The organism is Lysinibacillus sphaericus (assembly GCF_002982115.1).
Classification (GTDB): Bacteria; Bacillota; Bacilli; order Bacillales_A; family Planococcaceae; genus Lysinibacillus; species Lysinibacillus sphaericus.
The window spans coordinates 1,898,504-1,919,605 of sequence record NZ_CP019980.1; the positions used below are offsets into that span (position 1 = coordinate 1,898,504).

Consider the following 21,102-nt stretch of genomic DNA (forward strand, 5'->3'; position numbering starts at 1 on the left):
ATGCAAACAAATCGCTTTGTACTTGCAGGGACAGGTAGTGGCGTTGGTAAGACAACATTCACGATAGGACTGATGAAAGCATTGCAAGAAAAAGGCAATGTCGTGCAAGGGTTTAAATGTGGTCCAGATTATATTGACCCTAGTTATCATACAGCGGTAACAGGACGAGTATCACGGAATATTGATAGCTGGATGTTTTCGCATGATGCAGTCCGAGATATTGTTGCACGTGCAAGCAAAGATGCAGACGTCTCAATTATTGAAGGGGTGATGGGCTTTTACGATGGTAAAAGTCCATTATCGGATGAAGGTTCGGCAGCAGAAATCAGTGTCGTTACAGAAAGCCCTGTGATTTTAATCGTCAATTGCGCAAGTATGGCTCGCAGTGTAGCTGCTGTAGTCAAGGGCTTTCAACTTCTATCTGACAAGCCTACTATTGTTGGCGTTATTGCCAATCAAGTAGGTAGTGTCGGTCACTATGAAATTGCCAAAGCTGCGATTGAGCAAGAATGTGGTATTCCTGTTATCGGCTATTTAAAGCGAGAAACAGGCATTGACATTCCAAGTCGTCATTTAGGGCTTATTCCAGCTATTGAACGAGGTGAGCTTGATACATTTTTTGACAAGCTAGGTGCTTTAATGGCAGAGACGATTGATTTGGATTTATTGTTAGCTTTAACAAAGGCACCTGTCCTACAAGAGACAGGTCAGCTATTTGCGGCACAGCCATCAAAAAATATTTGTATTGCTGTTGCAAAAGATGCGGCATTCAACTTCTATTACGAAGAAAATTTAGCATTATTACGAGCAAAAGGAGCCACTTTGCAATTTTTCTCACCACTTGCTAATGAACCTGTTCCTGCTGAAGCAGATGGTCTTTATATTGGTGGGGGGTTCCCAGAGGAATTTGCCGATATACTTGCAAAAAATACGGTCGTAAAACATTCCATTCGTGAGGCAATTGCAAAAGGTTGTCCTACATTAGCTGAATGTGGAGGTTTTATGTATTTAACAGAAGCGATTACGAACAGCCAAGGTGAGCGCTATGAAATGCTAGGTGTTATTCCGGGTGAAGTAATGATGCAAACAAAGCTTGCAGCACTTGGTTATCGTGAAATTTTTGGCACTGCGTCTAACTTTTTAATCGGAAAAAATGAAGAAGCAAAGGGCCATGAATTCCATTATTCCACATACAGTGGTACACACGATACGCCCGCTTACGAAACACAAGGACGTTTTGGCAAAAAACAAGAAGGTTATCAAACAGGCAATGTAGTAGCGGGGTATACGCATTTTCATTTTGTTTCTAACCCTAAGCTAGTAGATAACTGGTTAACTGCTTGTAAGAAGGTGAAAACATATGACTAATTATTTTCCTATCCATCTCAATATCGAATTTAAAACAGTTGTCATTGTTGGTGGTGGGCATGTAGCGACTCAAAAGGTTGCTTCCCTACTACCAGCGAAAGCAAACATTGTCGTCGTTAGTCCGACTTTACATGACACTTTAGTGCCCCTTGTCAAATCAGGCGAAATTACATGGCGTGCCAAGGAATTTGAACCACGTGATTTAGATGATGCAACGCTTATTATCGCTGCGACAAATGATACCAACGTCAACGATGCGGTACAAGAGGCAGCCCAACATTGGCAGCTCTTAAATCGCGCAGATGTGCAAGGTGAAAGTGATTTTATTACACCAGCAACTGTTCGTCGCGGTCCTTTAGTGCTGACGGTATCTACATCTGGAGCAAGCCCAGCTCTTGCACGAAAAATAAAACAAGATTTAGCTGAGCAATTTGATGCTATTTATGAAGATTATGTTTGTTTTTTACAGCAAGCTCGACTAATGGTTGCAGCCAATTTTGAAAAAGGTGAGCAAAGACGTGCAGCGTTACAAGCACTTCTTGAGCCAAACCTATTAGAATGGACACGTAATGGGGAAATTGATCGACGAGAGGCATTTTTACAACAACTATTGACGGGAGAAACGCGATGAAAGAGGGAATTGTATATTTAGTAGGAGCTGGCCCAGGAGATCCTAAGCTCATTACAGTATATGGGCTGGAATGTATTCAAAAGGCCGATGTCATTGCATACGATCGTCTAGTGAATCCAAAATTATTAGAATTTGCGAAAAAAGATGCTGATCTTGTGTACTGTGGTAAATTGCCTGGTAAGCACCACCTTATTCAAGATGAAATTAATACATTGCTTGTTGAGAAAGCTCAAGAGGGCAAAGTCGTAACACGTTTAAAGGGTGGCGATCCTTTTGTTTTCGGCCGTGGTGCTGAAGAAGCAGAAATATTAAAAAATAATGGTATAGCCTATGAAGTAGTACCAGGTATTACGGCTGGCATTGCAGCTCCTGCTTATGCAGGTATTCCTGTGACCCATAGAGATTTTGCCACAAGCTTTGCACTTGTGACAGGTCATGGGCGCGAGCAAAAGGGGCAAGATTTTTTAAATTGGCCAGCACTCGCAACTGGAATTGATACAGTCGCTTTTTATATGAGTGTTGGAAACATTGCCTATATTTCAAAAAAGCTTATCGAAAATGGACGTCCAGCAACTACACCTGTGGCGGTTATTGAATGGGGTACTACCGAACAACAGCGCACGATAACTGGGCCACTTCACAATATTGCTAGCATTATTGAACGGGAGGGATATCATAATCCTTCTATGATTGTCGTTGGAGATGTAGTCAACGTACGTGAAAAAATACAATGGTTTGAAGAGCAAGGGCTCGCTTTTAGCTAGTCAGACAACAGAGCAGTTGACTAAAAAGACCTACTTAAAGGAGGACATCATCATGACAGTAATCGAAGCGTTAAAAAATCGTCGTGCCATTCGCAACTATACAACACAGCCAGTAGAAAAGGAAAAAATTGAACAAATTTTACAAGCAGCAACCTATGCACCGAACGACCGCATGCGTGAGCCGTGGCATTTTTATGTTTTACAAAATGATGCAATGAAGCGCTATGAGAAAATGGCAAGTACTTATTTGCAAGAACGTTTTCCAACGAAGCCTCATTTAGTGGAGAGTTCATTAAAAGTTGTGCAAACGACGCCTGTTGCCATTGTAGTGACTGCTGATATGGTGGAGAATGATGAAGATGCTACAGCAGATAATATTTTCGCTGTTTGTAGTGCCATTATGTCTATGTGGTTAGCCGCAGAGGAGCTAGGGCTAGGATTTGTGTGGCGGACACGAGGTGTTGGGCTTGTTCATGATGCACGTATGCATACATTTATCGGTGCGGACCAAAATCAAAAAGTTGTCGGTACTATTTTTATAGGTTATCCAGAAGAACAAGAGCTTAAAGATAAAAAGCGTACATCATTTGAAGAAAAAACCACTTGGCTTTAAAGGGGGTAGGGAAAATGGCTAGAAAAGGTTTGTTTTTGGTATATACAGGTGATGGCAAAGGTAAAACAACAGCTTCTCTTGGTGTAACATTGCGCGCAGTAGGGCGTGGTTTACATGTGCGTTATATGCAATTTATCAAATCACCAGAGCGTACGTATGGTGAGCAAATTGCCCTTTCCAAACTTGGCGTAGAAATGGAGCAAATGGGCATAGGCTTTACATGGACGAAAACACCAGAGGAGCACCGTGTTGCATTAGCGAAGGCATGGCAAAAAACAAAGGAAGCTTTACAAGATGACAGCATTGATTTACTTGTGTTAGATGAGCTGAACAATGCACTTGCCATTACTAAATTTCCGATTGATGATGTGCTGCCATTAGCTGAAGTGCTTGAAGCCATTGCACATCGCCCTTCTACAATGCATCTTGTCGTAACAGGACGCAGTGCTAATCCTGCTCTTGTTGCTATGGCAGATTTGGTGTCAACAATTGATGCAACGAAACATTACTATGAAGAAGGAATTCCTGCTGTCAAAGGCCTTGAATTTTAACATCAACTGGATTCATTTCGATCATATACGCATTGGGGGATAGTCTAATCTTCCTTAGTGTTGTTAGGAGGAAAATCAAAATGTCAGCAAAATCAATTATGATTCAAGGAACAGCCTCTGACGTTGGAAAAAGTATGATATGTACGGCATTATGTCGTATTTTTTCTGATGATGGGTTGAGAGTAGTGCCATTTAAATCTCAAAATATGGCGCTAAACTCATTTGTAACAGAGGATGGCGGAGAAATTGGGCGTGCACAAGGGGTTCAAGCTGAAGCGGCAAGGGTTGTGGCGACAACTGATATGAATCCGATTTTACTGAAACCAAAGCAGGATATGGTATCAGAGGTCATTGTCCACGGCAAGCATTTTTTAAATATGGATGCGAAAAGCTATCGCAATCAATTTGTCCAAGAAGCCATGCCGATTGTAGAGAAGTCGGTTCGTACGTTACAAAATACATATGATGTTATTGTATTAGAAGGTGCCGGTAGCCCAGCTGAAATTAATTTAAAGGATCGCGATATCGCCAATATGCGCATGGCTCATTTAGCCGATGCAGCTGTTGTTTTAGTTGCTGATATTGACCGCGGTGGTGTATTTGCCTCCATTATCGGGACGCTTGCATTGCTTGATGATGCAGAGCGTGCCCGTGTTAAAGGGCTGATTATTAACAAATTCCGTGGTATGCGCGAGCTATTAGATGATGGCATTGAATGGGTCGAGCGAGAAACAGGCATCCCTGTTCTAGGTGTTGTACCTTATGTTGATGTCAATATTGAAGCGGAAGATTCATTAGCACTGTCTGCCTTACGCTTTAAAAAGCCAAAGCCTGGCGAATTTCCAGTAGACGTGGCGATGATTCGTTTACCTCGCATTTCAAATTTTACTGATATTGACCCATTTTTTGATGAGCCAGAGGTAGGGGTACGTTTAATCGGCAATGTGACAGAGTTGGGCACACCAGATTTGCTTATCCTACCGGGCACTAAAAGTACAATGGACGATTTAGCATGGCTGAAGGCACAAGGCTTTGAACAAGCAATTACAAACCTACGCGCTCGCGGAACAAAAATTATTGGCATATGCGGCGGTTTTCAAATGCTTGGTGAAGTGTTATTAGATCCAGATGCCGTAGAAGGAAATGGCGAGTCAGCGCAAGGTCTCGGCTTGTTACCGATGGAGACCGTATTTGTAGGAGATAAAAAAACCGTACAAATGTCTGGAACACGTGGGCAAGCTATTTTAACAGGCTATGAGATTCATCTTGGTCGTACAAAAATTTTACGGGATGAAGTGTCACCTTTTTTACAGCTAGCAGATGGTCGTGTAGATGGAGCAGTAAGTGTGGATGAACAAGTAATCGGTACATATTTCCACGGAATCTTCCATAATCGTACGTTTACACGTCAGCTTGTTAACGAAATGCGTACGAAAAAAGGGCTTGTTACATTACCAAGTGAAGTCAAAAGTGATGCGGAACGACGGGAAGATGCTTACAATATGCTAGCATCACATGTGCGTGCCAATTTGGATATGGAAAAAATATATGATATGTTAAAAATTGAGGTAAATGGATGACAAGAAAAGGACCATTAGCTATTAATTATGAAGCATTATGGCAAGAAGGTATGAAGGATTGGCAAGGACAAATGCCAGAGCGGATGGTGAACGATCAATTAGAGGAACAATTTTGGTCTCAATCGATCGCTCGCAAAAAAACGGGGCAAACGGATCCTTATGCAGCACTTATTTTTGAAGCAATGAAGCAACATATTCGTCCAGAACATTCAGTGATTGAAATTGGACCAGGGTGGGGCAATTATACATTCCCGCTTGCAGATTATGTACGAGAGTTAACGTGTGTAGATAGCTCAGACAGCATCCTTGATTATTTACAACAATGTTTACAAGAGAACAAGCATATTTCCTATGTCCATGCGAAGTGGGAGAAACTTGAAGAAAATGAGCTAACAGCACATGACATTGTGCTTGGTGTAAACTGTTTTTATCGTATGTACGAAATTAAATCGGCATTATATCACATGAATCGGTTGGCTAAAAAGCGAGCAATTATTGGCATGACTACAGGTCCAATTCAACCACACTATGAAGTATTACATGAGAAATATGGTTATGATATTAAATATCCCCGAAGAGATTATATTGAATTTTTAAATTTATTGTATGAAATGGATATTTATGCAGAATGTACAATTATTCCTTTGGAGCGTACGTATGAATATGAAACGTATGACCAGCTTGTGACAACGCAAAGTAAAAAAATATTAAGTACAGACTTTAACCGCTCGCATGTTGAGGACTCACTTGCTCCATTTATAGAAGAAAAAAATGGGCGTTATTACTACCGTCATGATTTCCACGCAGCACTTGTATCATGGCAACCGAAATAATAAGAAAAACCTTTGGCGATTGCTTTCACCAAAGGTTTTTCTTATGTTTCGCAATAAGGTACAATAGAACAACAGAAAAAGAATTGAGGTGGCAGTTATGCAACTACATTTTTTAGGAACAGGAGCAGGCATGCCTTCGAAGGAGCGCAATACGAGCGCATTAATGGTTAAGCTATTAGAGGAAAACGGTGAAATGTGGCTTTTTGATTGTGGCGAGGCGACCCAGCATCAAATTTTGCATACGTCTTTAAAGCCACGTAAAGTGACAAAAATTTTCATTACCCATTTACATGGCGACCATATATTTGGTTTACCTGGATTTTTGAGCTCACGTTCATTTCAAGGTGGAGATGAGCCGTTGACCATTTATGGCCCAGCCGGCTTACAACAATGGGTAGAGCAGACATTTGCTTTATCAAAAACCCATTTAACGTATCCATTGCAATTTGTAGAAGTACATGAAGGCGTCATTTACGAAGATGATAAATTTACGGTGCGTGCAAGTGAATTACGACATGTCGTGCCCTGTTTTGGTTACCGTATAGAGCAAAAGGATTTACCTGGTGAGTTACTGATGGACAAAGTCCAATCCTACGGCGTACCGAAAGGACCATTGCTTGGACAGTTAAAGAAAGGACAAGATATTGCACTTGATAATGGCACCATTATTCAAGCAAAGGATGTTGTGGCACCTCCGAAAAAAGGCTTTACGCTTGCGATTTTGGGAGATACAAAATATTGTGAACAAGCCATTTCCTTGGCTGAACAAGCAGATGTTGTTGTGCATGAGGCGACATTTGATGGGAGTACTACGGATTTAGCTGCGAGCTATGGTCACGCTACCAATGTAGAAGCAGCGAAGGTAGCAAGTAAAGCTGGTGCGAAATATTTACTTCTGAACCATTTAAGTGCACGTTTTTTACCACATGATTTACCAATTTTTTTAGCCCAAGCACAAGCCATTTTCCCACAAACCTTCCTTACATCGGACCAAGCGGTTTTTTATTGGAATAATAATAATTTGTTATTTTAGTATAATTATATGCATTGGATGAAAAGTAATTATTTTGAAATTGAAACACCTATTTTAATGAGCCTTCATTAAAATAGGTGTTTTTCTATTGGGTCTATAAGTCTAGAAAAAGTCGTGGACAGAAAAAGTAAACTTCTAAAATAACTTATTTTTTTACAATAAATATGAGAAAAAGACCATTCTATTGGTATTTTTCTAGCAACTTTATAGATAGGTAATTTTTTATTACAAATTAATGACAATTTCATCGTTAGAATAAATTTATTATTTAAAATTATGAAAAATTACATTAAATGTAGGGAAATGATGTTGTATGATGAAATGGAAACAATCCTACTTTAGGGGGAATAGTCAATGGGGAAATCAATGAAATGGAAAATGATGCTGGAAATTATGGCCATCGTGGTGTTAATAATTGGCGCATTTTCTGTTTACATTTTTCAGGCGACCTATAAAAGCGTCAAGAGTAATGGTGAGGCACTCGCTAGCTCAATTGTTATGGGCATGGAAGGGGCTATTCAATCCAGAGCAAAAGCAGAAGAAATTATGGAGAAGGAAATGATTGCGGAATCTGTGATGGCTTCGTACATTATTGACAAAGGTGCTACATATGAAGATTTAAAAGAAATCGCTGAACGAGGCGGGATTGACGAAATTTGGAGTACCGATGATAAAGGGAATACGGCAGTGACATCGGTAGCACCATATATTGATTTTAATTTTGGTTCCGATCCAAATGGACAAGCTGCTGAATATATGCAGCTATTAGATGGTCGCGCTACACAAATTGTGCAAAAAGCACAGATTCGCGACGTGGATAGCGAATTTTTTAAATTTGTTGGTGTTAATAGTTGGAATCCAGCTACACCCCAAATTATCCAAGTAGCAAGACACGGTCAACAACTGTTAGATTTAGAAGCTAGTATTGGCAGTGAATATTACATAAATGAACTAAACAAATATTTATCTAAAACGGTCCTTTTTGCAGCAGTTGTAAATGAACAAGGAGAGCCCATTGTTGCAACAACGGATAAAAATTTAACTAAGATTGGCTTTACGAAAGAGCAATTTACTTCGGCAAAAAATACTGAATTTTCTGGGCGTTATGATGGGAAACGTGTTACACAATATGTAAAGCCTTTATCAAATGGTACCTCTTTAGCGATTATTGTGTCGAATGAAGTGTTATCGAATATACTATTGGGGACAATTATTGCCTCCATAATAGTCGTATGTGTTATATTCCTCATCACAGGCTTTTCAATTAATCGACAAGTTTCTCGTATTTTAAAAGTGCGTAATTCACTAGAGGATATTAGCAAAGGAGAGGCAGATTTAACGAAGCGGATTGATGTAAGTTCGAACGACGAGATTGGTCAATTGGTTACATCTTTTAATGGGATGATGGACAACTTCCAACACATTATGAGAGATTTAAAACAGGATGCTACGCAAATAAAAGAGGCGACGTACATTATTCATGGAAATGCCCATCAAACTTTGGATTCAGCGCACAATATTCAAGATGAATCGCACCAAGTTGCACAAGCTTCATTTGGGCAATTAAAAAATACAGAAGATAGCGCCCAATCTATGGAAGAATTAGCGCGTAGTATTCAGCATATTTCTGATTCGATTGCAGAAATTTCTACGATTTCTCGTAACACCGAAGAAAATGCCAATAATGGTTTGCACATTATGAATCGCTTGCAAAATCAATTGGAAGATGTTCATCAAAAAACAGATCTTTCAGTTGCGAGTATGCAGGAGTTAGAAAAACTATCTGCAATGATTGGTGAATTTACGAATGTTATAACAGGTATTTCTGATCAAACGAATTTGCTAGCACTAAATGCATCAATCGAGGCAGCTCGTGCCGGTGAGGCTGGTAAAGGCTTTGCCGTTGTTGCGGAGGAAGTGCGTAAATTAGCAGAGGAATCGAAAGTTGCTGCAGATCGCATTTCACATGTTGTGATGAATGTCCAAAAAGAAACGACGAATATAGTATCTACTATCTATACAACAGCAGATGTTTTACATGCAGGTCACGCCATTGCAAGTGAGGCTCGACAATCCTTTGAAGGCATCCATAATGATGTGCAAGTGTTAGCTGAGCAAGTAGATTTAGTTTCTAGTTCAACGGAAGAAATTGCCGCGAGTACGGAAGAAGTAACCGCTACAATGGAAGATGTTTCATTATTAGCCAAGCAGACATCCGCTAGTGTAGATGCGGTTGCACAAAAAGCGCAAAATCAAGCAACGAGCATGAATGAGATGACGGCGATTATCGATATGCTAAATGGGACAGCAGAAAAACTAGAACAATCTGCTGGAAAGTATAAAGTATAAAGTATAATCGTTGACGTCGTATAATGAGTAGCATGTCTTATTATAGAAATATAGTGCGTTTAATAGATGATTTCCGTATAATTAAGTAAAAAGGGAGTGGTTGAATGGATCAACAAAAGATGCCACCAGCTGTTTTACGTTTACTTGTTATCTTTCCCAACGTATTAAGCTATTTATTACTAGGCGGACTTATTATCTATGTTATTTCAAATTATGAAGTGTTAAAAACAACTGAAAGCTTGAAAGTATGGCTAATTCTTATTGCAGTTCTTGCCCCTGCAGCGGCCTATACAACTTTTAGCATTATAAAAAAAATTCGTGCTGGTCATATGTAGCAGTTATGACAACGCGTTGCATTTTTTGGATTATCAAAAAATGCAGCGTGTTTTTTTATTAGACTTTCAAAAATGGCAAAATGAGCGAAATACGAATAAAAAATTCCCTTCAAGGAAAACTAATAGGACGAAGTGGTGAATCATTATGTAGAAAAAGAGGTGTGTTACATGAAGCAATCAAACTGTGACGCTGCTCCACTAAAGCAAACAATAAAAGAAGAGCTTAAACAAGTCATTACTTCTTTACAGCAAAGTTTAGCCTCAATGGATTCTCAAGAAGATTGTCTACTGACAGATTTAGAGCAAATAAAAGGCAACTTTTTAACGATTGAAATGCAAGCGGCAACGTTTTATTTAAATTGCTATTTGTCCCCATTTACAGAAAAATACCCAGAACTATCAATTTGCGTGCAAAACATGTCAAAAAGACGACACGGTGGATTAATTGTCTTTGAAAGAAAAGACGCCGTAGATCATCTGATTAAGCCGGGAATTCATATTGGTGCAGAACTTACGCATTCTTTATTAGAATCTATTTTTTTCCCAGGTAATCCTCTCCATGACGGTGCTGTGTTAGTTAGAAGCAACCGCATTGTTTCAGCGGCCAATGTGCTTCCACTGTCAGATATTTATACCGGTGATAAAAAACTCGGTACAAGACATCGAGCTGCAATTGGTTTAAGTGAGCGTAGTGATGCCCTTATTATGGTTATATCAGAAGAAACGGGAAGAATTTCATTTGCTTTTAACGGAAGCTTACATCCGATTACGTCACATGGAATTTTATAATAAAAAAAATATCTCAAATTCGAGATATTTTCCTTGCACCGTTCTCACTTGCATGGTAAAGTGAGTTTACAGTTCGAGGAAGGGAGGGCGAAGTGATGGAAAAACATACACTCGGCTCACTTACATGGTTGCGGATGATGCGCTTTACCAATCAAAGTAATCAGCTATCGAATGAATTTTTAAAGCGTTTTAACTTAACAACTGCACAGTTTGATGTGCTCATTCAAATCAAAACCTATGCACCATTAACGCAATCACAACTAGCAGAAAAGGTTACTGTGACCCAAGGTGGTATGTCACGAATGCTTGCACGCCTTGAAAAAGAGGGGCTTATAGAGCGCAAGCAAAATTGGAAGACCAAAACGATATCGCTCACGGTAAAAGGGATGGAATTGATCGATGCTGCTACGCCAAGCCAACTTCACTTTCAATCCTCATTTTTTGAAGAGGTTTTATCAGAAGAAGAAATGAAAGCTTTATATACGCTGCTGTCAAAACTAGAAAAACATAGTCGAGAAAAAAAATTACCCGAGGTGTGATTTTTTTTACTTCATCACTTGCGTAGTCAAGTGAAAACATTAGGAGGACTTTATATGCAAAAAATTAGCGGTCATCATCATATTTCAATGTTAACGAAAAATGGCAAAAAGAATAACGATTTTTACACAAAAATCCTCGGTTTACGTCGGGTGAAAAAAACAGTCAATCAAGATTCTCCTTCGATGTATCATTTATTTTATGGAGATCTTACAGGGGCAGCCGGAACAGAATTAACTTTTTTTGAAATGCCTGTAGCTGGACGTACTGTCCGTGGAACGAATGCCATTACGCGCATTGGCTTATTAGTACCTAGCTATGATAGTTTACTATATTGGAAAAAACGTTTTGAGCTATTACAAGTGGAGCACAGTGATATTACAACATATGCAGGCAAAGATGCTTTGCTTTTTGAGGATCATGAAGGCTTGCGCATGGTGCTGTTAAATCATAATGGACAAGCAATACCAGCCGAGTGGCAAGCATGGGATGGGTCTGATATTGCATCAGCGCATCGTATTTTAGGGATGGGCACAGTTGAAATGACTGTTCGTTATTTACAGCGTACAGTAAATTTATTACAAGAGCTTTTTGACTATAGCGTTGTCACGGAAGATGACATAGAAGTACGACTTCAGTCAATTGCTGGCGAAACGTTGGGTGAAATCATTGTCAAGGAGTTGGAAGGACCAAGTGAAAAACCAGGTCGAGGAAGTATTCATCATCTTGCACTGCGCGTAGCTACAGTAGAAGAACTTCAACAATGGGATGCAGTAATTAAAGCGCACGGTTTAGACAGCACAGGCGTTGTCGATCGTTATTACTTCCAGAGCCTTTATTTTAGAGACCGTAATGGCATTCTTTTTGAAATGGCAACAGATGGGCCTGGTTTTACGGTAGATTCTGCTATAGAGGATTTAGGAAGAGAACTTGATTTGCCACCATTTTTAGAAGCACAGCGCACAGAAATTGAAGCGATTTTAGAACCACTCGATTAAAGGGGAGCGTACAATGGAAAATTATCGTATCGATCAATCAGCAGGTTTAGAATTTGGACTTTATTCACTCGGAGATCATATTCCGAACCCTTTAACAGGTCATCGGATTTCAGCTCAGCAACGTATACAAGAGCTAATTGAAATGAGCCAATTAGCGGAGCAAGCTGGCATTGATGTTTTTGGCGTAGGGGAAAGTCATCAGTCGTATTTTACAACACAGGCCCATACAGTTGTGTTAGGTGCCATTGCACAAGCGACGAAAAAAATAAAAATTGCAAGTTCTGCCACCGTGTTGAGTGTATCCGATCCAGTAAGAGTCTATGAGGATTTTGCCACCATCGATTTAATTTCAGATGGACGTGCGGAAATTGTCGCAGGTCGAGGGTCGCGCGTTGGAGCCTATCATTTACTAGGTGTCAATTTACAAGACTACGAAGAAATTTTTGAGGAAAAATTAGCACTGTTAAAAAAGCTCAATGAAGAAGAGCTTGTGTCATGGGAAGGGCAGTATAGAGCACCGCTTCATAATGCGCAAATTTTACCACAGCCGAAAAATGGCGCATTGCCTATTTGGCGCGCGGTTGGTGGTCCTCCTGCAAGTGCCATAAAAGCTGGCTATATGGGCATTCCAATGATGTTAACGACATTAGGTGGACCTGCTATTAACTTTAAACCTTCCGTGGATGCTTATCGTGAAGCAGCTGATCGAAGTGGTTTTGATGCAGAAAAGCTACCGATAGCAACAACAAGTTTATTTTACGTGGCTGATACATCAAAAGAAGCTTTGCAAAATATGTATCCTCACCTTAATGGAGGCTTCCAAGCAATTCGTGGGGGTGGTTATCCAAAACAACAATTTGCTGAAGCAATTGATACACGAGATGCCCTTATGGTTGGTAGTAAAGAACAAATTATTGAAAAGTTGCTTTATCAATATGAACTGTATGGCATGCAACGTTTTATGGCACAAATTGATTTTGGAGGCGTACCTTTCGATCAAATTATGAAGAATATCGAAATCATTGGCCATGACATCATACCAGCAATTAAAAAATATACAGCAAAGTAAGTTTGGGAATTGCCACTAACCTGAGCGCAATCGCCACGAAAATCAGCCCAATCGCCACAAATGCCAAAAAAACGCTGATAGCTTGAAAGATTCTAAGCTATCAGCCAACTTTGTGTTACCAACCACGAACATATTGCACGGGCGGTTCGATTTTTGTGCCGAGTTCTTTGGCAGCATGCAGAGGCCAGTAAGGTTCGCGCAATAAAACACGACCTAAGAAAATTAAATCAGCACGATTATTTTGCAATATTTCTTCTGCATGTTGCGCAATTGTAATTAGACCCACTGCACCAGTAGGGATATTTGCGCCAAGTTTAATCGCTTCCGCATGTGGCACTTGGTAGCCAGGGAATGAATGAATATCTGCCTGTACGACTCCGCCAGTAGAGACATCCACTAAATCTACGCCTTGCGATTTCATCCATCGACTAAAGACGATAAAGTCCTCCATTGTTGTGCCATCTTGTGCATAGTCTTCAGCAGATACACGAACGAGTAGGGGACCTTCCCAGACGCTTCGGATGGCATCAATGACTTGACGCAATAAGCGATAGCGATTTTCCTGTGAGCCACCGTATTGATCGCTACGTTTATTTGTTGCAGGTGATAAAAATTCACTAATCAAATAGCCATGTGCGCCATGAATCTCCAACACATCAAAGCCTGCTTGACGAGCGCGCACAGCTGCATTTTTAAAGGCTTCAATAACATTGTCAATATCGGCAAGTGTCATCTCACGTGGTGTTTTATAAGCATCACTAAAAGCCATCGCGGAAGGGGCAAAGATTTCACCTTCTACAGTTGCTTTACGCCCTGCATGGGCAAGCTGAATGCCCGTTTTAGCTCCGTAAGCTTGCATATTTGTTACTAATTGTTGTAACCCTTCGATATGAGCGTCATCCCAAATACCAAGGTCATTACTAGAGATGCGTCCTTCAGGTACTACTGCAGTAGCTTCCAATAGTATTAAACCAATTTGCCCAGCGGCGCGTGTTGCATAATGCACAAGATGGAATGGTGTTACAAGTCCGTCTTCCTTCGCAGAATACATACACATGGGGGCCATGACAATGCGGTTTTTTAAGGTAATCGATTGTAATTGGTATGGTTCAAATAATTTCGTCAATTCAAGCCCTCCTAATTCCTAGTTATTACCTCTATTTTGCATGGATTATTTGCTTTTTGCAAGCGCGCGAGATCGAGCTTCTGCTTCTTTAATGCATGCTTCAATCGCTGCATTAAATTGATACTGTTCAAGTGCTTTAATGCCAGCTTCTGTTGTACCACCTGGACTTGTCACTTTTTTACGAAGGACATCAGGTTCGTCAATAGATTGTTTGAGCATTTCAGCTGTACCAGCAAGCGTTTGGGTCATAAGAAGTCTGACAGTATCTTTTGACAGCCCTACTTCCATACCAACCCGTTCAAAAGCTTCCATTAGATAATAAATATAAGCAGGACCACTTCCAGAGAGTGCTGTAACGGCATGTAATTGGTCTTCCTCCACTTCAATTACAGAACCAACAGCTTCTAATAATTGTAAAAACATGGCGCGCTGTGTAGCCGATACTTGCGCATTAAATGCAATGCCACTTGCCGACATGCCAATTGTTGCAGAAGTATTAGGCATTACGCGAGCGACTGGACGTAATCCTAATTGCTCAGTGATCGTGCTAATAGCAATGCCAGCTAAAATGGATAGAATGGCCGTATGTTCAGTTATTTTGTTTTTCAGTTCAAGCATTGCCTTGATGGCATCCTTTGGTTTCATCGCCAAAATAATCAAGTCTGCTTGCTGGTATATCGCATCCTCTATGCTAGTCTGGACGCCATACGTATCGTGTAAAAACTGTAAACGTTCCTTATCTGAGCGATTGGTGACATAAATTTCGTGTGGTGTAAATACGTTCTGTTTTATCCAACCGTGCATCAATGCTTCTGCCATGGAGCCAGCACCGATAAATAAAATTTTTTTCATAGGAAAAACCTCCGATTCAAAATAAAAAAGCGCTCTCGTCCTTAAATAGAAGGACGAAAACGCTGTCGTTTCCGCGGTACCACCTTTGTTTGCCAATTCGGCACAACTCTTAGCCCTTTTATCGCAAGGGGGAACGGTTATGTTGTCATAACTGCTCAGAAGTAGGTTCTGTATTGGGAGTGGGTGATGTTACTTGCAGCAAATGTAACACTCTCTAGACACCTTCACCATTTACATACTTGGCTTCCTCAACGCACATCTAATAATTTGATTATTCAAAATTATAGTAATAATACGTCTAGCTGTCAACAGGAGGGTGACTTGAGAAAGAAAAACTTGTAAAATAGGTGAATGAGTATTCATTATTTACTTACACTAAAGGGGGAGACAGCTTTGTCGATACACAAAATAGAAATTCCAACACCCTATGAAGTAGGAGATGTCAATGCATTTATTGTCAAAGGTGATGCATTAACGATTTTTGATGTTGGTCCGAAAACAATGGAAGCTTATGATGCACTGAAATGGGGTATTCGGGCAGCTGGCTTTGATTTACGAGATATTGAACAAGTTGTGTTAACCCATCACCATCCTGATCATGCAGGTTGGGTGGATGCTTTTCCACATGCAGAAATTTTAGGCCATGCCTATAACGATAAATGGTTACGACATGACGAAGATTTTTTACGTTATCATGAGCAGTTTTACAGTGAGCGTTTGTTCGAACACGGGGTTCCACAGGCATATATTGAGCATAGTGTCCATGTTCGACGGGAATTAGAGCTTGTAGGGGAGCGACCATTAACCCAAATTTTATACGATGGCGATGAAGTTCCAGGTCATCCTGGGTTAAAAGTATTTGAAACATTAGGGCATGCGCAAAGTCATTTTATTTTTTGGGATGAAAAATTACATTATGTAATTGGTGGAGATTTATTATTAGAAAAAATAACTCCTAATCCATTAATCGAACCACCGTTAGATCGCACATCAGGTCGTCCAAAATCATTGTTACAATATAATGCTTCACTAGAAATATTGCGTCAATTGCCAGTGAATATTATGTATACAGGGCATGGCGCAAATTTAGAAGATATACCAGCTCTCATTGATAAGCGACTAGAAAGACAACACCAACAATCCATGAAGGTCTATGAGTTACTAGGAAATGATCAGCTAACAGTTGTACAAATGACAAAGCGTTTATATCCTTCGATTTTTCAGCATCAACTAGGCTTAACATTATCTAAAACACTTGGGCATTTGGATTATTTAGAGGCAAATCATCTTGTGGTTTCAGGGAAAAATGAGGCAGGTATCTATTTGTTTAGAAGAAAGTAGGGTTCATACATGAAAATGAATAAAAAGACAATCTTTGTAACAGGTGCAACGAGTGGTGTAGGGTTAAAAATTACAGAATTATTAGTTGCACAAGGCCATCATGTATATGCAACAGGGCGTAATGAGGTAGCGTTAAAAACATTACAACGTTTAGGTGCCAATGTGATACAAGCTGATTTAACGTCACTTACAGCAATTGATGAAGTATGTGCGCAACTGCCTCCGCTCGATGTAGCCATTTTTTCTGCGGGAGTTGGTAAATTTGCTATTGCACCTTTGTTATCGGATGAACATATAAGCGAAATGCTGGAACTCAATGTGCGCGTGCCGATGTATTTAGCAAAACGTCTAGCTGCACCAATGATTGCGCGTGAACAGGGGCAACTAATTTTTATCGGTTCACAGGCCGGCAAAGTCGCTACTCCGAAGGCTAGTGTTTATGCGGCAACAAAGCATGCCATTGTTGGTTTTACCAATGGTCTGCGTATGGAGCTAGCACCCTATAATATTAAAGTAACAGCCATTCACCCGGGACCAATTGATACACCATTTTTAGATAAAGTAAACGATGAAAGCGGTTATCGTGAGTCTCTAGGTCGATTTATTTTAACACCTGAAGAAGTGGCACAGGCCACAGTAAAAACGATAGAGCGCCCAGTTCGAGAAGTAAACTTGCCAAAAATAATGGGCTTGACGAGTAAACTATATGCTCTAGCGCCTGCTACAATCGAATTTTTAGCCAAACCACTATTCAATAAGAAATAACGGTGCCAGTCACCCGAAAAATTCTGAATATTTTGTGTGTCAGGCACCAACTATTTTTTTATAAAAATGCACTTGTATTTATTTTTATAACATGATACTATTCGTGTATAAACTTTTAAGTGAATGTATAAACATACATATCATATAGAGCAATTGGAGGCGCATTTTGTATGGCAAATAAAAAAGTAGTTTTAGCATACTCAGGCGGTCTTGATACTTCTGTAGCAATTCCGTGGTTAAAAGAACAAGGTTGGGACGTTATCGCAGTTTGTCTAGACGTTGGTGAAGGAAAAGATCTTGAATTTGTAAAAAATAAAGCACTTCAAGTAGGTGCTATTGAATCATATATGGTGGATGCAAAAGATGAATTCGCTGAAGGATACGCACTTATTTCATTACAAGCACATACTTGGTACGAACAAAAATATCCATTAGTATCAGCACTTTCTCGTCCTTTAATTTCTAAAAAGTTAGTGGAAATTGCTAACCAAGTGGGTGCGGATGCAGTAGCTCACGGTTGTACAGGTAAAGGAAACGACCAAGTTCGTTTCGAAGTGTCAATAAAAGCATTAAATCCAGACTTAGAAGTACTTGCTCCTGTACGTGAGTGGGGTTGGAGCCGTGATGAAGAAATCGAATATGCAATGAAACATAATGTACCGATTCCGGCAACATTAGATTCACCATTCTCAATTGACCAAAACTTATGGGGCCGTGCAAACGAAGCAGGCGTAATGGAAGATCCTTGGGTATCTCCACCAGAAGAAGCGTATGGCTTAACGGTTTCTGTTGAAAACGCGCCAAATGAAGCTGAATATGTAGAAATCGAATTTATTGCTGGTAAACCTGTAGCTTTAAACGGCAAAGAAATGAAGCTTGCTGATTTAATTCAAGAACTAAATGCAGTAGCAGGTGCACACGGTGTTGGCCGTATCGACCATGTTGAAAACCGTTTAGTTGGTATTAAATCTCGTGAAGTATACGAAATTCCAGGTGCAAAAGTACTGTTAACTGCTCATAAAGAGCTTGAAGATTTAACACTTGTGAAAGAACTAGCACACTTCAAACCAGTGATTGAGAAAAAATTATCTGAATTAATTTATGATGGTTTATGGTTCTCTCCTTTACGTGATGCATTACAAGCATTCCTTGCTGAATCACAACAATACGTAAATGGTACAGTACGTGTGAAACTTTACAAAGGTCATGCCATTGTAGAAGGACGTAAATCACCAAACTCATTATACAACGAAAAATTAGCAACATACTCTAAAGAAGACCAATTCAACCACGCATCTGCTGTAGGCTTCATCGAATTATGGGGTCTGCCAACAGTGGTTAACTCTTCAGTTAATAAAAAATAATTATTAAAAGTAGGGTGTAGTGTAGCATGAACGCTGTACTGCACCTTTTCGATAAGTAATTTAGGAAAAGGTGAGCTGTTATGACAAAACTTTGGGGCGGACGTTTCCAAAAATCAGCAGAAGCATGGGTCGATGAGTTTGGCGCATCCATCGGCTTTGACCAGCAACTTGTATTGGAAGACCTAGAAGGTAGTGTCGCACATGTCACGATGCTTGGTGCAACGGGTATTTTACCAGCAGAGGATGTAGAAGCTATTCTTGGCGGTCTCGCACAATTACAGGAAAAAGCAGTCGCTGGTGAGCTTGAATTTACTGTTGCCAATGAAGATATTCATTTAAACCTTGAAAAAATGCTCATTGATTGCATAGGACCAGTTGGTGGTAAACTGCATACAGGCCGTAGCCGTAATGACCAAGTGGCAACGGATATGCATATTTTCTTAAAGAAACGTGTAAAGGAAGCCATTGATTGTATCGAGACATTCCAAAAAACGTTACTAGAAAAAGCAGAGGAGCATGTTGAAACAATTGCACCAGGTTATACGCATTTACAACGTGCACAGCCAATTTCTTTTGCACATCATCTAATGGCATACTTTTGGATGCTTGAACGCGATAAACAACGTTTTACGGAATCCATTAAACGTATTGATATCTTACCATTAGGTGCTGGTGCCATGGCAGGGACAACTTTCCCGATTGATCGTCTAAAATCAGCAGAGCTACTTGGTTTTAGTGAAGTGTATGCGAATTCTATGGATGCTGTAAGTGATCGTGATTTTATCGTCGAATTTTTAAGCAATTCATCCTTATTAATGGCGCATTTATCTCGCTTTGCTGAGGAAATCATTTTGTGGTCAACAGATGAATTTAAGTTTATCGAATTGGATGATGCATTCTCGACAGGCTCATCTATTATGCCACAGAAGAAAAATCCAGATATGGCGGAGTTAATTCGCGGTAAAACTGGTCGTGTTTATGGTAACCTAATGGGCTTACTGACAGTTCTAAAAGGAACACCGTTAACATACAACAAGGATATGCAAGAAGACAAAGAAGGAATGTTCGATACAGTGCATACAATTCTTGGCTCTTTAAAAATCTTTGAAGGTATGGTACGCACGATGACCGTCAATACGGAGCGTCTGCACAAGGCAGTCCACTCTGACTTCTCAAATGCTACGGAATTAGCAGATTACCTTGCAACAAAAGGCATGCCGTTCCGTGAAGCACATGAAGTAACAGGTAAATTAGTGTTTACATGTATTCAAAAAGGCATTTATTTATTAGATTTACCGATTGAAGACATGAAAAAAGAAAGCGAGCTTATCGAAGCGGATATTTATGATGTATTAGCACCTGAAGCCGCTGTGCGCCGTCGTCATTCATTAGGTGGTACTGGTTTCGATCAAGTCAATATTCAAATCGCTAAAGCAAAAGCTTGTCTTTCTTAACTATTTTGCGTGCAAGTCCTTTGAGACATTTGCATAGATATTCATTAAAGCTGTCCAGAGAGGCACTATGAAAAACCTTAATCCTTTTTCTGTGGAGCCAGAGGGTGAAACAAAAAAAGAGCACCTTACATATGTGAAGGACAATCCCCAATTTTCGGAGACGCGAAATTGGGGTTTTTGTATAAGGAACATATAGTTATGTAAAAAGGGGAGAAATGTCATATGACGGATCGTTTTACAAAGGGGTTAGAAACAATGCAGCACTATGTGACAGAAGAAGAGGTATACCGTATGGTAGAATCGGATGCCCTCGCTGACATAGCGCCCGATTTACGCAAAATGATTATCGAGTTTGCCTATGGTGATGTCTATTCACGCCCAGGGCTTGATGCGAAAAGTCGAGCACTTGTCGTGATCACAGCAGTTGTTACACAAAGTGCTGTTCCACAAACGAAAACCCATATAACACGAGGGTTGCATGCAGGATTAACACCTACTGAAATTGTCGAAGCACTTTTGCAATTAGTGCCCTATATCGGCTTTCCTCGTGTACAAAATGCGCTAACGATTGCTCAACAGGTATTTGCAGAAAAGCAGCTAACTGTAAAAAAATGAAGCGATAAAAATTTTTCAACAACATGTATAGAGTTTTGGGATATGGCCCATACTGTTAAAGGATACACTTAATCATCTAATATGATGAGGAGGATGCAGAATGAGTAGTTCAACTCCAGTAGACAACGAATCTCA

The 21,102-nt window shown here is 40.0% G+C and carries 21 protein-coding genes; 19 read left to right on the plus strand and 2 right to left on the minus strand.

Features of this window, described 5'->3' with window-relative positions:
* From LS41612_RS09515 to LS41612_RS09580, 14 genes are all read left to right on the plus strand, one after another.
* Complete coding sequence (locus LS41612_RS09515; RefSeq protein WP_024361103.1) at positions 1 to 1,368, plus strand: cobyrinic acid a,c-diamide synthase CobB; 1,368 nt, start codon at positions 1 to 3, stop codon at positions 1,366 to 1,368.
* Positions 1,361 to 1,999 (plus strand): precorrin-2 dehydrogenase/sirohydrochlorin ferrochelatase family protein, encoded by a 639-nt coding sequence (locus LS41612_RS09520; protein ID WP_024361102.1) that lies wholly within the window; start codon positions 1,361 to 1,363, stop codon positions 1,997 to 1,999. Before LS41612_RS09515 ends, LS41612_RS09520 begins: the two co-directional genes overlap by 8 nt.
* On the plus strand, positions 1,996 to 2,763 hold the full coding sequence (cobA, locus tag LS41612_RS09525; protein ID WP_024361101.1) for a uroporphyrinogen-III C-methyltransferase: 768 nt from the start codon (positions 1,996 to 1,998) through the stop codon (positions 2,761 to 2,763). Before LS41612_RS09520 ends, cobA begins: the two co-directional genes overlap by 4 nt.
* Positions 2,764 to 2,815: 52 nt before the next feature.
* Positions 2,816 to 3,376, plus strand: coding sequence for a nitroreductase family protein (locus LS41612_RS09530; RefSeq protein WP_024361100.1), 561 nt, complete (start codon positions 2,816 to 2,818; stop codon positions 3,374 to 3,376).
* A 14-nt stretch (positions 3,377 to 3,390) separates the two neighbouring features.
* Positions 3,391 to 3,927, plus strand: a complete 537-nt coding sequence (locus LS41612_RS09535) for a cob(I)yrinic acid a,c-diamide adenosyltransferase (RefSeq protein WP_024361099.1) — start codon at positions 3,391 to 3,393, stop codon at positions 3,925 to 3,927.
* Positions 3,928 to 4,007: 80 nt separating this feature from the next.
* Positions 4,008 to 5,507 carry a cobyric acid synthase gene (locus LS41612_RS09540; protein WP_024361098.1) on the plus strand — a complete coding sequence of 500 codons (1,500 nt, stop codon included), beginning with the start codon at positions 4,008 to 4,010 and terminating at the stop codon, positions 5,505 to 5,507.
* A complete protein-coding gene (locus LS41612_RS09545) occupies positions 5,504 to 6,340 on the plus strand; it encodes a class I SAM-dependent methyltransferase (protein ID WP_024361097.1) in 837 nt (278 codons plus the stop codon). Before LS41612_RS09540 ends, LS41612_RS09545 begins: the two co-directional genes overlap by 4 nt.
* Positions 6,341 to 6,437: 97 nt before the next feature.
* Positions 6,438 to 7,373 carry a ribonuclease Z gene (gene rnz / locus LS41612_RS09550; protein WP_024361096.1) on the plus strand — a complete coding sequence of 312 codons (936 nt, stop codon included), beginning with the start codon at positions 6,438 to 6,440 and terminating at the stop codon, positions 7,371 to 7,373.
* 354 nt (positions 7,374 to 7,727) lie between these two features.
* Positions 7,728 to 9,722 carry a methyl-accepting chemotaxis protein gene (locus LS41612_RS09555; RefSeq protein ID WP_024361095.1) on the plus strand — a complete coding sequence of 665 codons (1,995 nt, stop codon included), beginning with the start codon at positions 7,728 to 7,730 and terminating at the stop codon, positions 9,720 to 9,722.
* Between the two features lie 104 nt (positions 9,723 to 9,826).
* The gene (locus tag LS41612_RS09560; RefSeq protein WP_024361094.1) at positions 9,827 to 10,057 is read left to right on the plus strand and encodes a hypothetical protein; all 231 of its coding nucleotides are present in this window, start codon (positions 9,827 to 9,829) and stop codon (positions 10,055 to 10,057) included.
* A 168-nt stretch (positions 10,058 to 10,225) separates the two neighbouring features.
* Complete coding sequence (cdaS, locus tag LS41612_RS09565; protein ID WP_024361093.1) at positions 10,226 to 10,846, plus strand: sporulation-specific diadenylate cyclase CdaS; 621 nt, start codon at positions 10,226 to 10,228, stop codon at positions 10,844 to 10,846.
* A 95-nt stretch (positions 10,847 to 10,941) separates the two neighbouring features.
* A complete protein-coding gene (locus LS41612_RS09570; RefSeq protein WP_024361092.1) occupies positions 10,942 to 11,385 on the plus strand; it encodes a MarR family winged helix-turn-helix transcriptional regulator in 444 nt (147 codons plus the stop codon).
* Positions 11,386 to 11,439: 54 nt separating this feature from the next.
* On the plus strand, positions 11,440 to 12,381 hold the full coding sequence (locus LS41612_RS09575; RefSeq protein WP_024361091.1) for a ring-cleaving dioxygenase: 942 nt from the start codon (positions 11,440 to 11,442) through the stop codon (positions 12,379 to 12,381).
* A gap of 13 nt (positions 12,382 to 12,394) precedes the next feature.
* A complete protein-coding gene (locus LS41612_RS09580) occupies positions 12,395 to 13,450 on the plus strand; it encodes an LLM class flavin-dependent oxidoreductase (RefSeq protein WP_024361090.1) in 1,056 nt (351 codons plus the stop codon).
* 115 nt (positions 13,451 to 13,565) lie between these two features.
* On the opposite strand, the gene namA is transcribed toward LS41612_RS09580, so the two are convergent.
* Both namA and proC read right to left on the minus strand, forming a co-directional pair.
* On the minus strand, positions 13,566 to 14,576 hold the full coding sequence (gene namA, locus LS41612_RS09585) for an NADPH dehydrogenase NamA (protein ID WP_024361089.1): 1,011 nt from the start codon (positions 14,574 to 14,576) through the stop codon (positions 13,566 to 13,568).
* A 45-nt stretch (positions 14,577 to 14,621) separates the two neighbouring features.
* Positions 14,622 to 15,428 carry a pyrroline-5-carboxylate reductase gene (gene proC / locus LS41612_RS09590; RefSeq protein ID WP_024361088.1) on the minus strand — a complete coding sequence of 269 codons (807 nt, stop codon included), beginning with the start codon at positions 15,426 to 15,428 and terminating at the stop codon, positions 14,622 to 14,624.
* A gap of 393 nt (positions 15,429 to 15,821) precedes the next feature.
* Between proC and LS41612_RS09595 the strand changes: the two genes are divergently transcribed.
* The 5 genes from LS41612_RS09595 to LS41612_RS09615 all read left to right on the plus strand — a co-directional run bounded on the left by LS41612_RS09595 (position 15,822) and on the right by LS41612_RS09615 (position 20,967).
* Positions 15,822 to 16,769 (plus strand): MBL fold metallo-hydrolase, encoded by a 948-nt coding sequence (locus LS41612_RS09595; protein WP_024361087.1) that lies wholly within the window; start codon positions 15,822 to 15,824, stop codon positions 16,767 to 16,769.
* Positions 16,770 to 16,778: 9 nt separating this feature from the next.
* Positions 16,779 to 17,534 carry an SDR family NAD(P)-dependent oxidoreductase gene (locus tag LS41612_RS09600; RefSeq protein ID WP_036204663.1) on the plus strand — a complete coding sequence of 252 codons (756 nt, stop codon included), beginning with the start codon at positions 16,779 to 16,781 and terminating at the stop codon, positions 17,532 to 17,534.
* A 170-nt stretch (positions 17,535 to 17,704) separates the two neighbouring features.
* Positions 17,705 to 18,898, plus strand: coding sequence for an argininosuccinate synthase (locus LS41612_RS09605; protein ID WP_024361085.1), 1,194 nt, complete (start codon positions 17,705 to 17,707; stop codon positions 18,896 to 18,898).
* Between the two features lie 80 nt (positions 18,899 to 18,978).
* Positions 18,979 to 20,352: an argininosuccinate lyase gene (gene argH, locus LS41612_RS09610; RefSeq protein ID WP_024361084.1), complete on the plus strand. Its 1,374-nt coding sequence runs from the start codon at positions 18,979 to 18,981 to the stop codon at positions 20,350 to 20,352.
* Positions 20,353 to 20,574: 222 nt separating this feature from the next.
* A complete protein-coding gene (locus LS41612_RS09615; protein ID WP_024361083.1) occupies positions 20,575 to 20,967 on the plus strand; it encodes a carboxymuconolactone decarboxylase family protein in 393 nt (130 codons plus the stop codon).
* Positions 20,968 to 21,102: the final 135 nt, after the last annotated feature.

Coding starts and splice junctions, on each gene's coding strand:
- LS41612_RS09515 (WP_024361103.1), top strand. CDS start 1: ATGCAAACAAATCGCTTTGTACTTGCAGGGACAGGTAGTGGCGTTGGT.
- LS41612_RS09520 (WP_024361102.1), top strand. CDS start 1,361: ATGACTAATTATTTTCCTATCCATCTCAATATCGAATTTAAAACAGTT.
- cobA (WP_024361101.1), top strand. CDS start 1,996: ATGAAAGAGGGAATTGTATATTTAGTAGGAGCTGGCCCAGGAGATCCT.
- LS41612_RS09530 (WP_024361100.1), top strand. CDS start 2,816: ATGACAGTAATCGAAGCGTTAAAAAATCGTCGTGCCATTCGCAACTAT.
- LS41612_RS09535 (WP_024361099.1), top strand. CDS start 3,391: ATGGCTAGAAAAGGTTTGTTTTTGGTATATACAGGTGATGGCAAAGGT.
- LS41612_RS09540 (WP_024361098.1), top strand. CDS start 4,008: ATGTCAGCAAAATCAATTATGATTCAAGGAACAGCCTCTGACGTTGGA.
- LS41612_RS09545 (WP_024361097.1), top strand. CDS start 5,504: ATGACAAGAAAAGGACCATTAGCTATTAATTATGAAGCATTATGGCAA.
- rnz (WP_024361096.1), top strand. CDS start 6,438: ATGCAACTACATTTTTTAGGAACAGGAGCAGGCATGCCTTCGAAGGAG.
- LS41612_RS09555 (WP_024361095.1), top strand. CDS start 7,728: ATGGGGAAATCAATGAAATGGAAAATGATGCTGGAAATTATGGCCATC.
- LS41612_RS09560 (WP_024361094.1), top strand. CDS start 9,827: ATGGATCAACAAAAGATGCCACCAGCTGTTTTACGTTTACTTGTTATC.
- cdaS (WP_024361093.1), top strand. CDS start 10,226: ATGAAGCAATCAAACTGTGACGCTGCTCCACTAAAGCAAACAATAAAA.
- LS41612_RS09570 (WP_024361092.1), top strand. CDS start 10,942: ATGGAAAAACATACACTCGGCTCACTTACATGGTTGCGGATGATGCGC.
- LS41612_RS09575 (WP_024361091.1), top strand. CDS start 11,440: ATGCAAAAAATTAGCGGTCATCATCATATTTCAATGTTAACGAAAAAT.
- LS41612_RS09580 (WP_024361090.1), top strand. CDS start 12,395: ATGGAAAATTATCGTATCGATCAATCAGCAGGTTTAGAATTTGGACTT.
- proC (WP_024361088.1), bottom strand. CDS start 15,428: ATGAAAAAAATTTTATTTATCGGTGCTGGCTCCATGGCAGAAGCATTG.
- LS41612_RS09600 (WP_036204663.1), top strand. CDS start 16,779: ATGAAAATGAATAAAAAGACAATCTTTGTAACAGGTGCAACGAGTGGT.
- LS41612_RS09605 (WP_024361085.1), top strand. CDS start 17,705: ATGGCAAATAAAAAAGTAGTTTTAGCATACTCAGGCGGTCTTGATACT.
- argH (WP_024361084.1), top strand. CDS start 18,979: ATGACAAAACTTTGGGGCGGACGTTTCCAAAAATCAGCAGAAGCATGG.
- LS41612_RS09615 (WP_024361083.1), top strand. CDS start 20,575: ATGACGGATCGTTTTACAAAGGGGTTAGAAACAATGCAGCACTATGTG.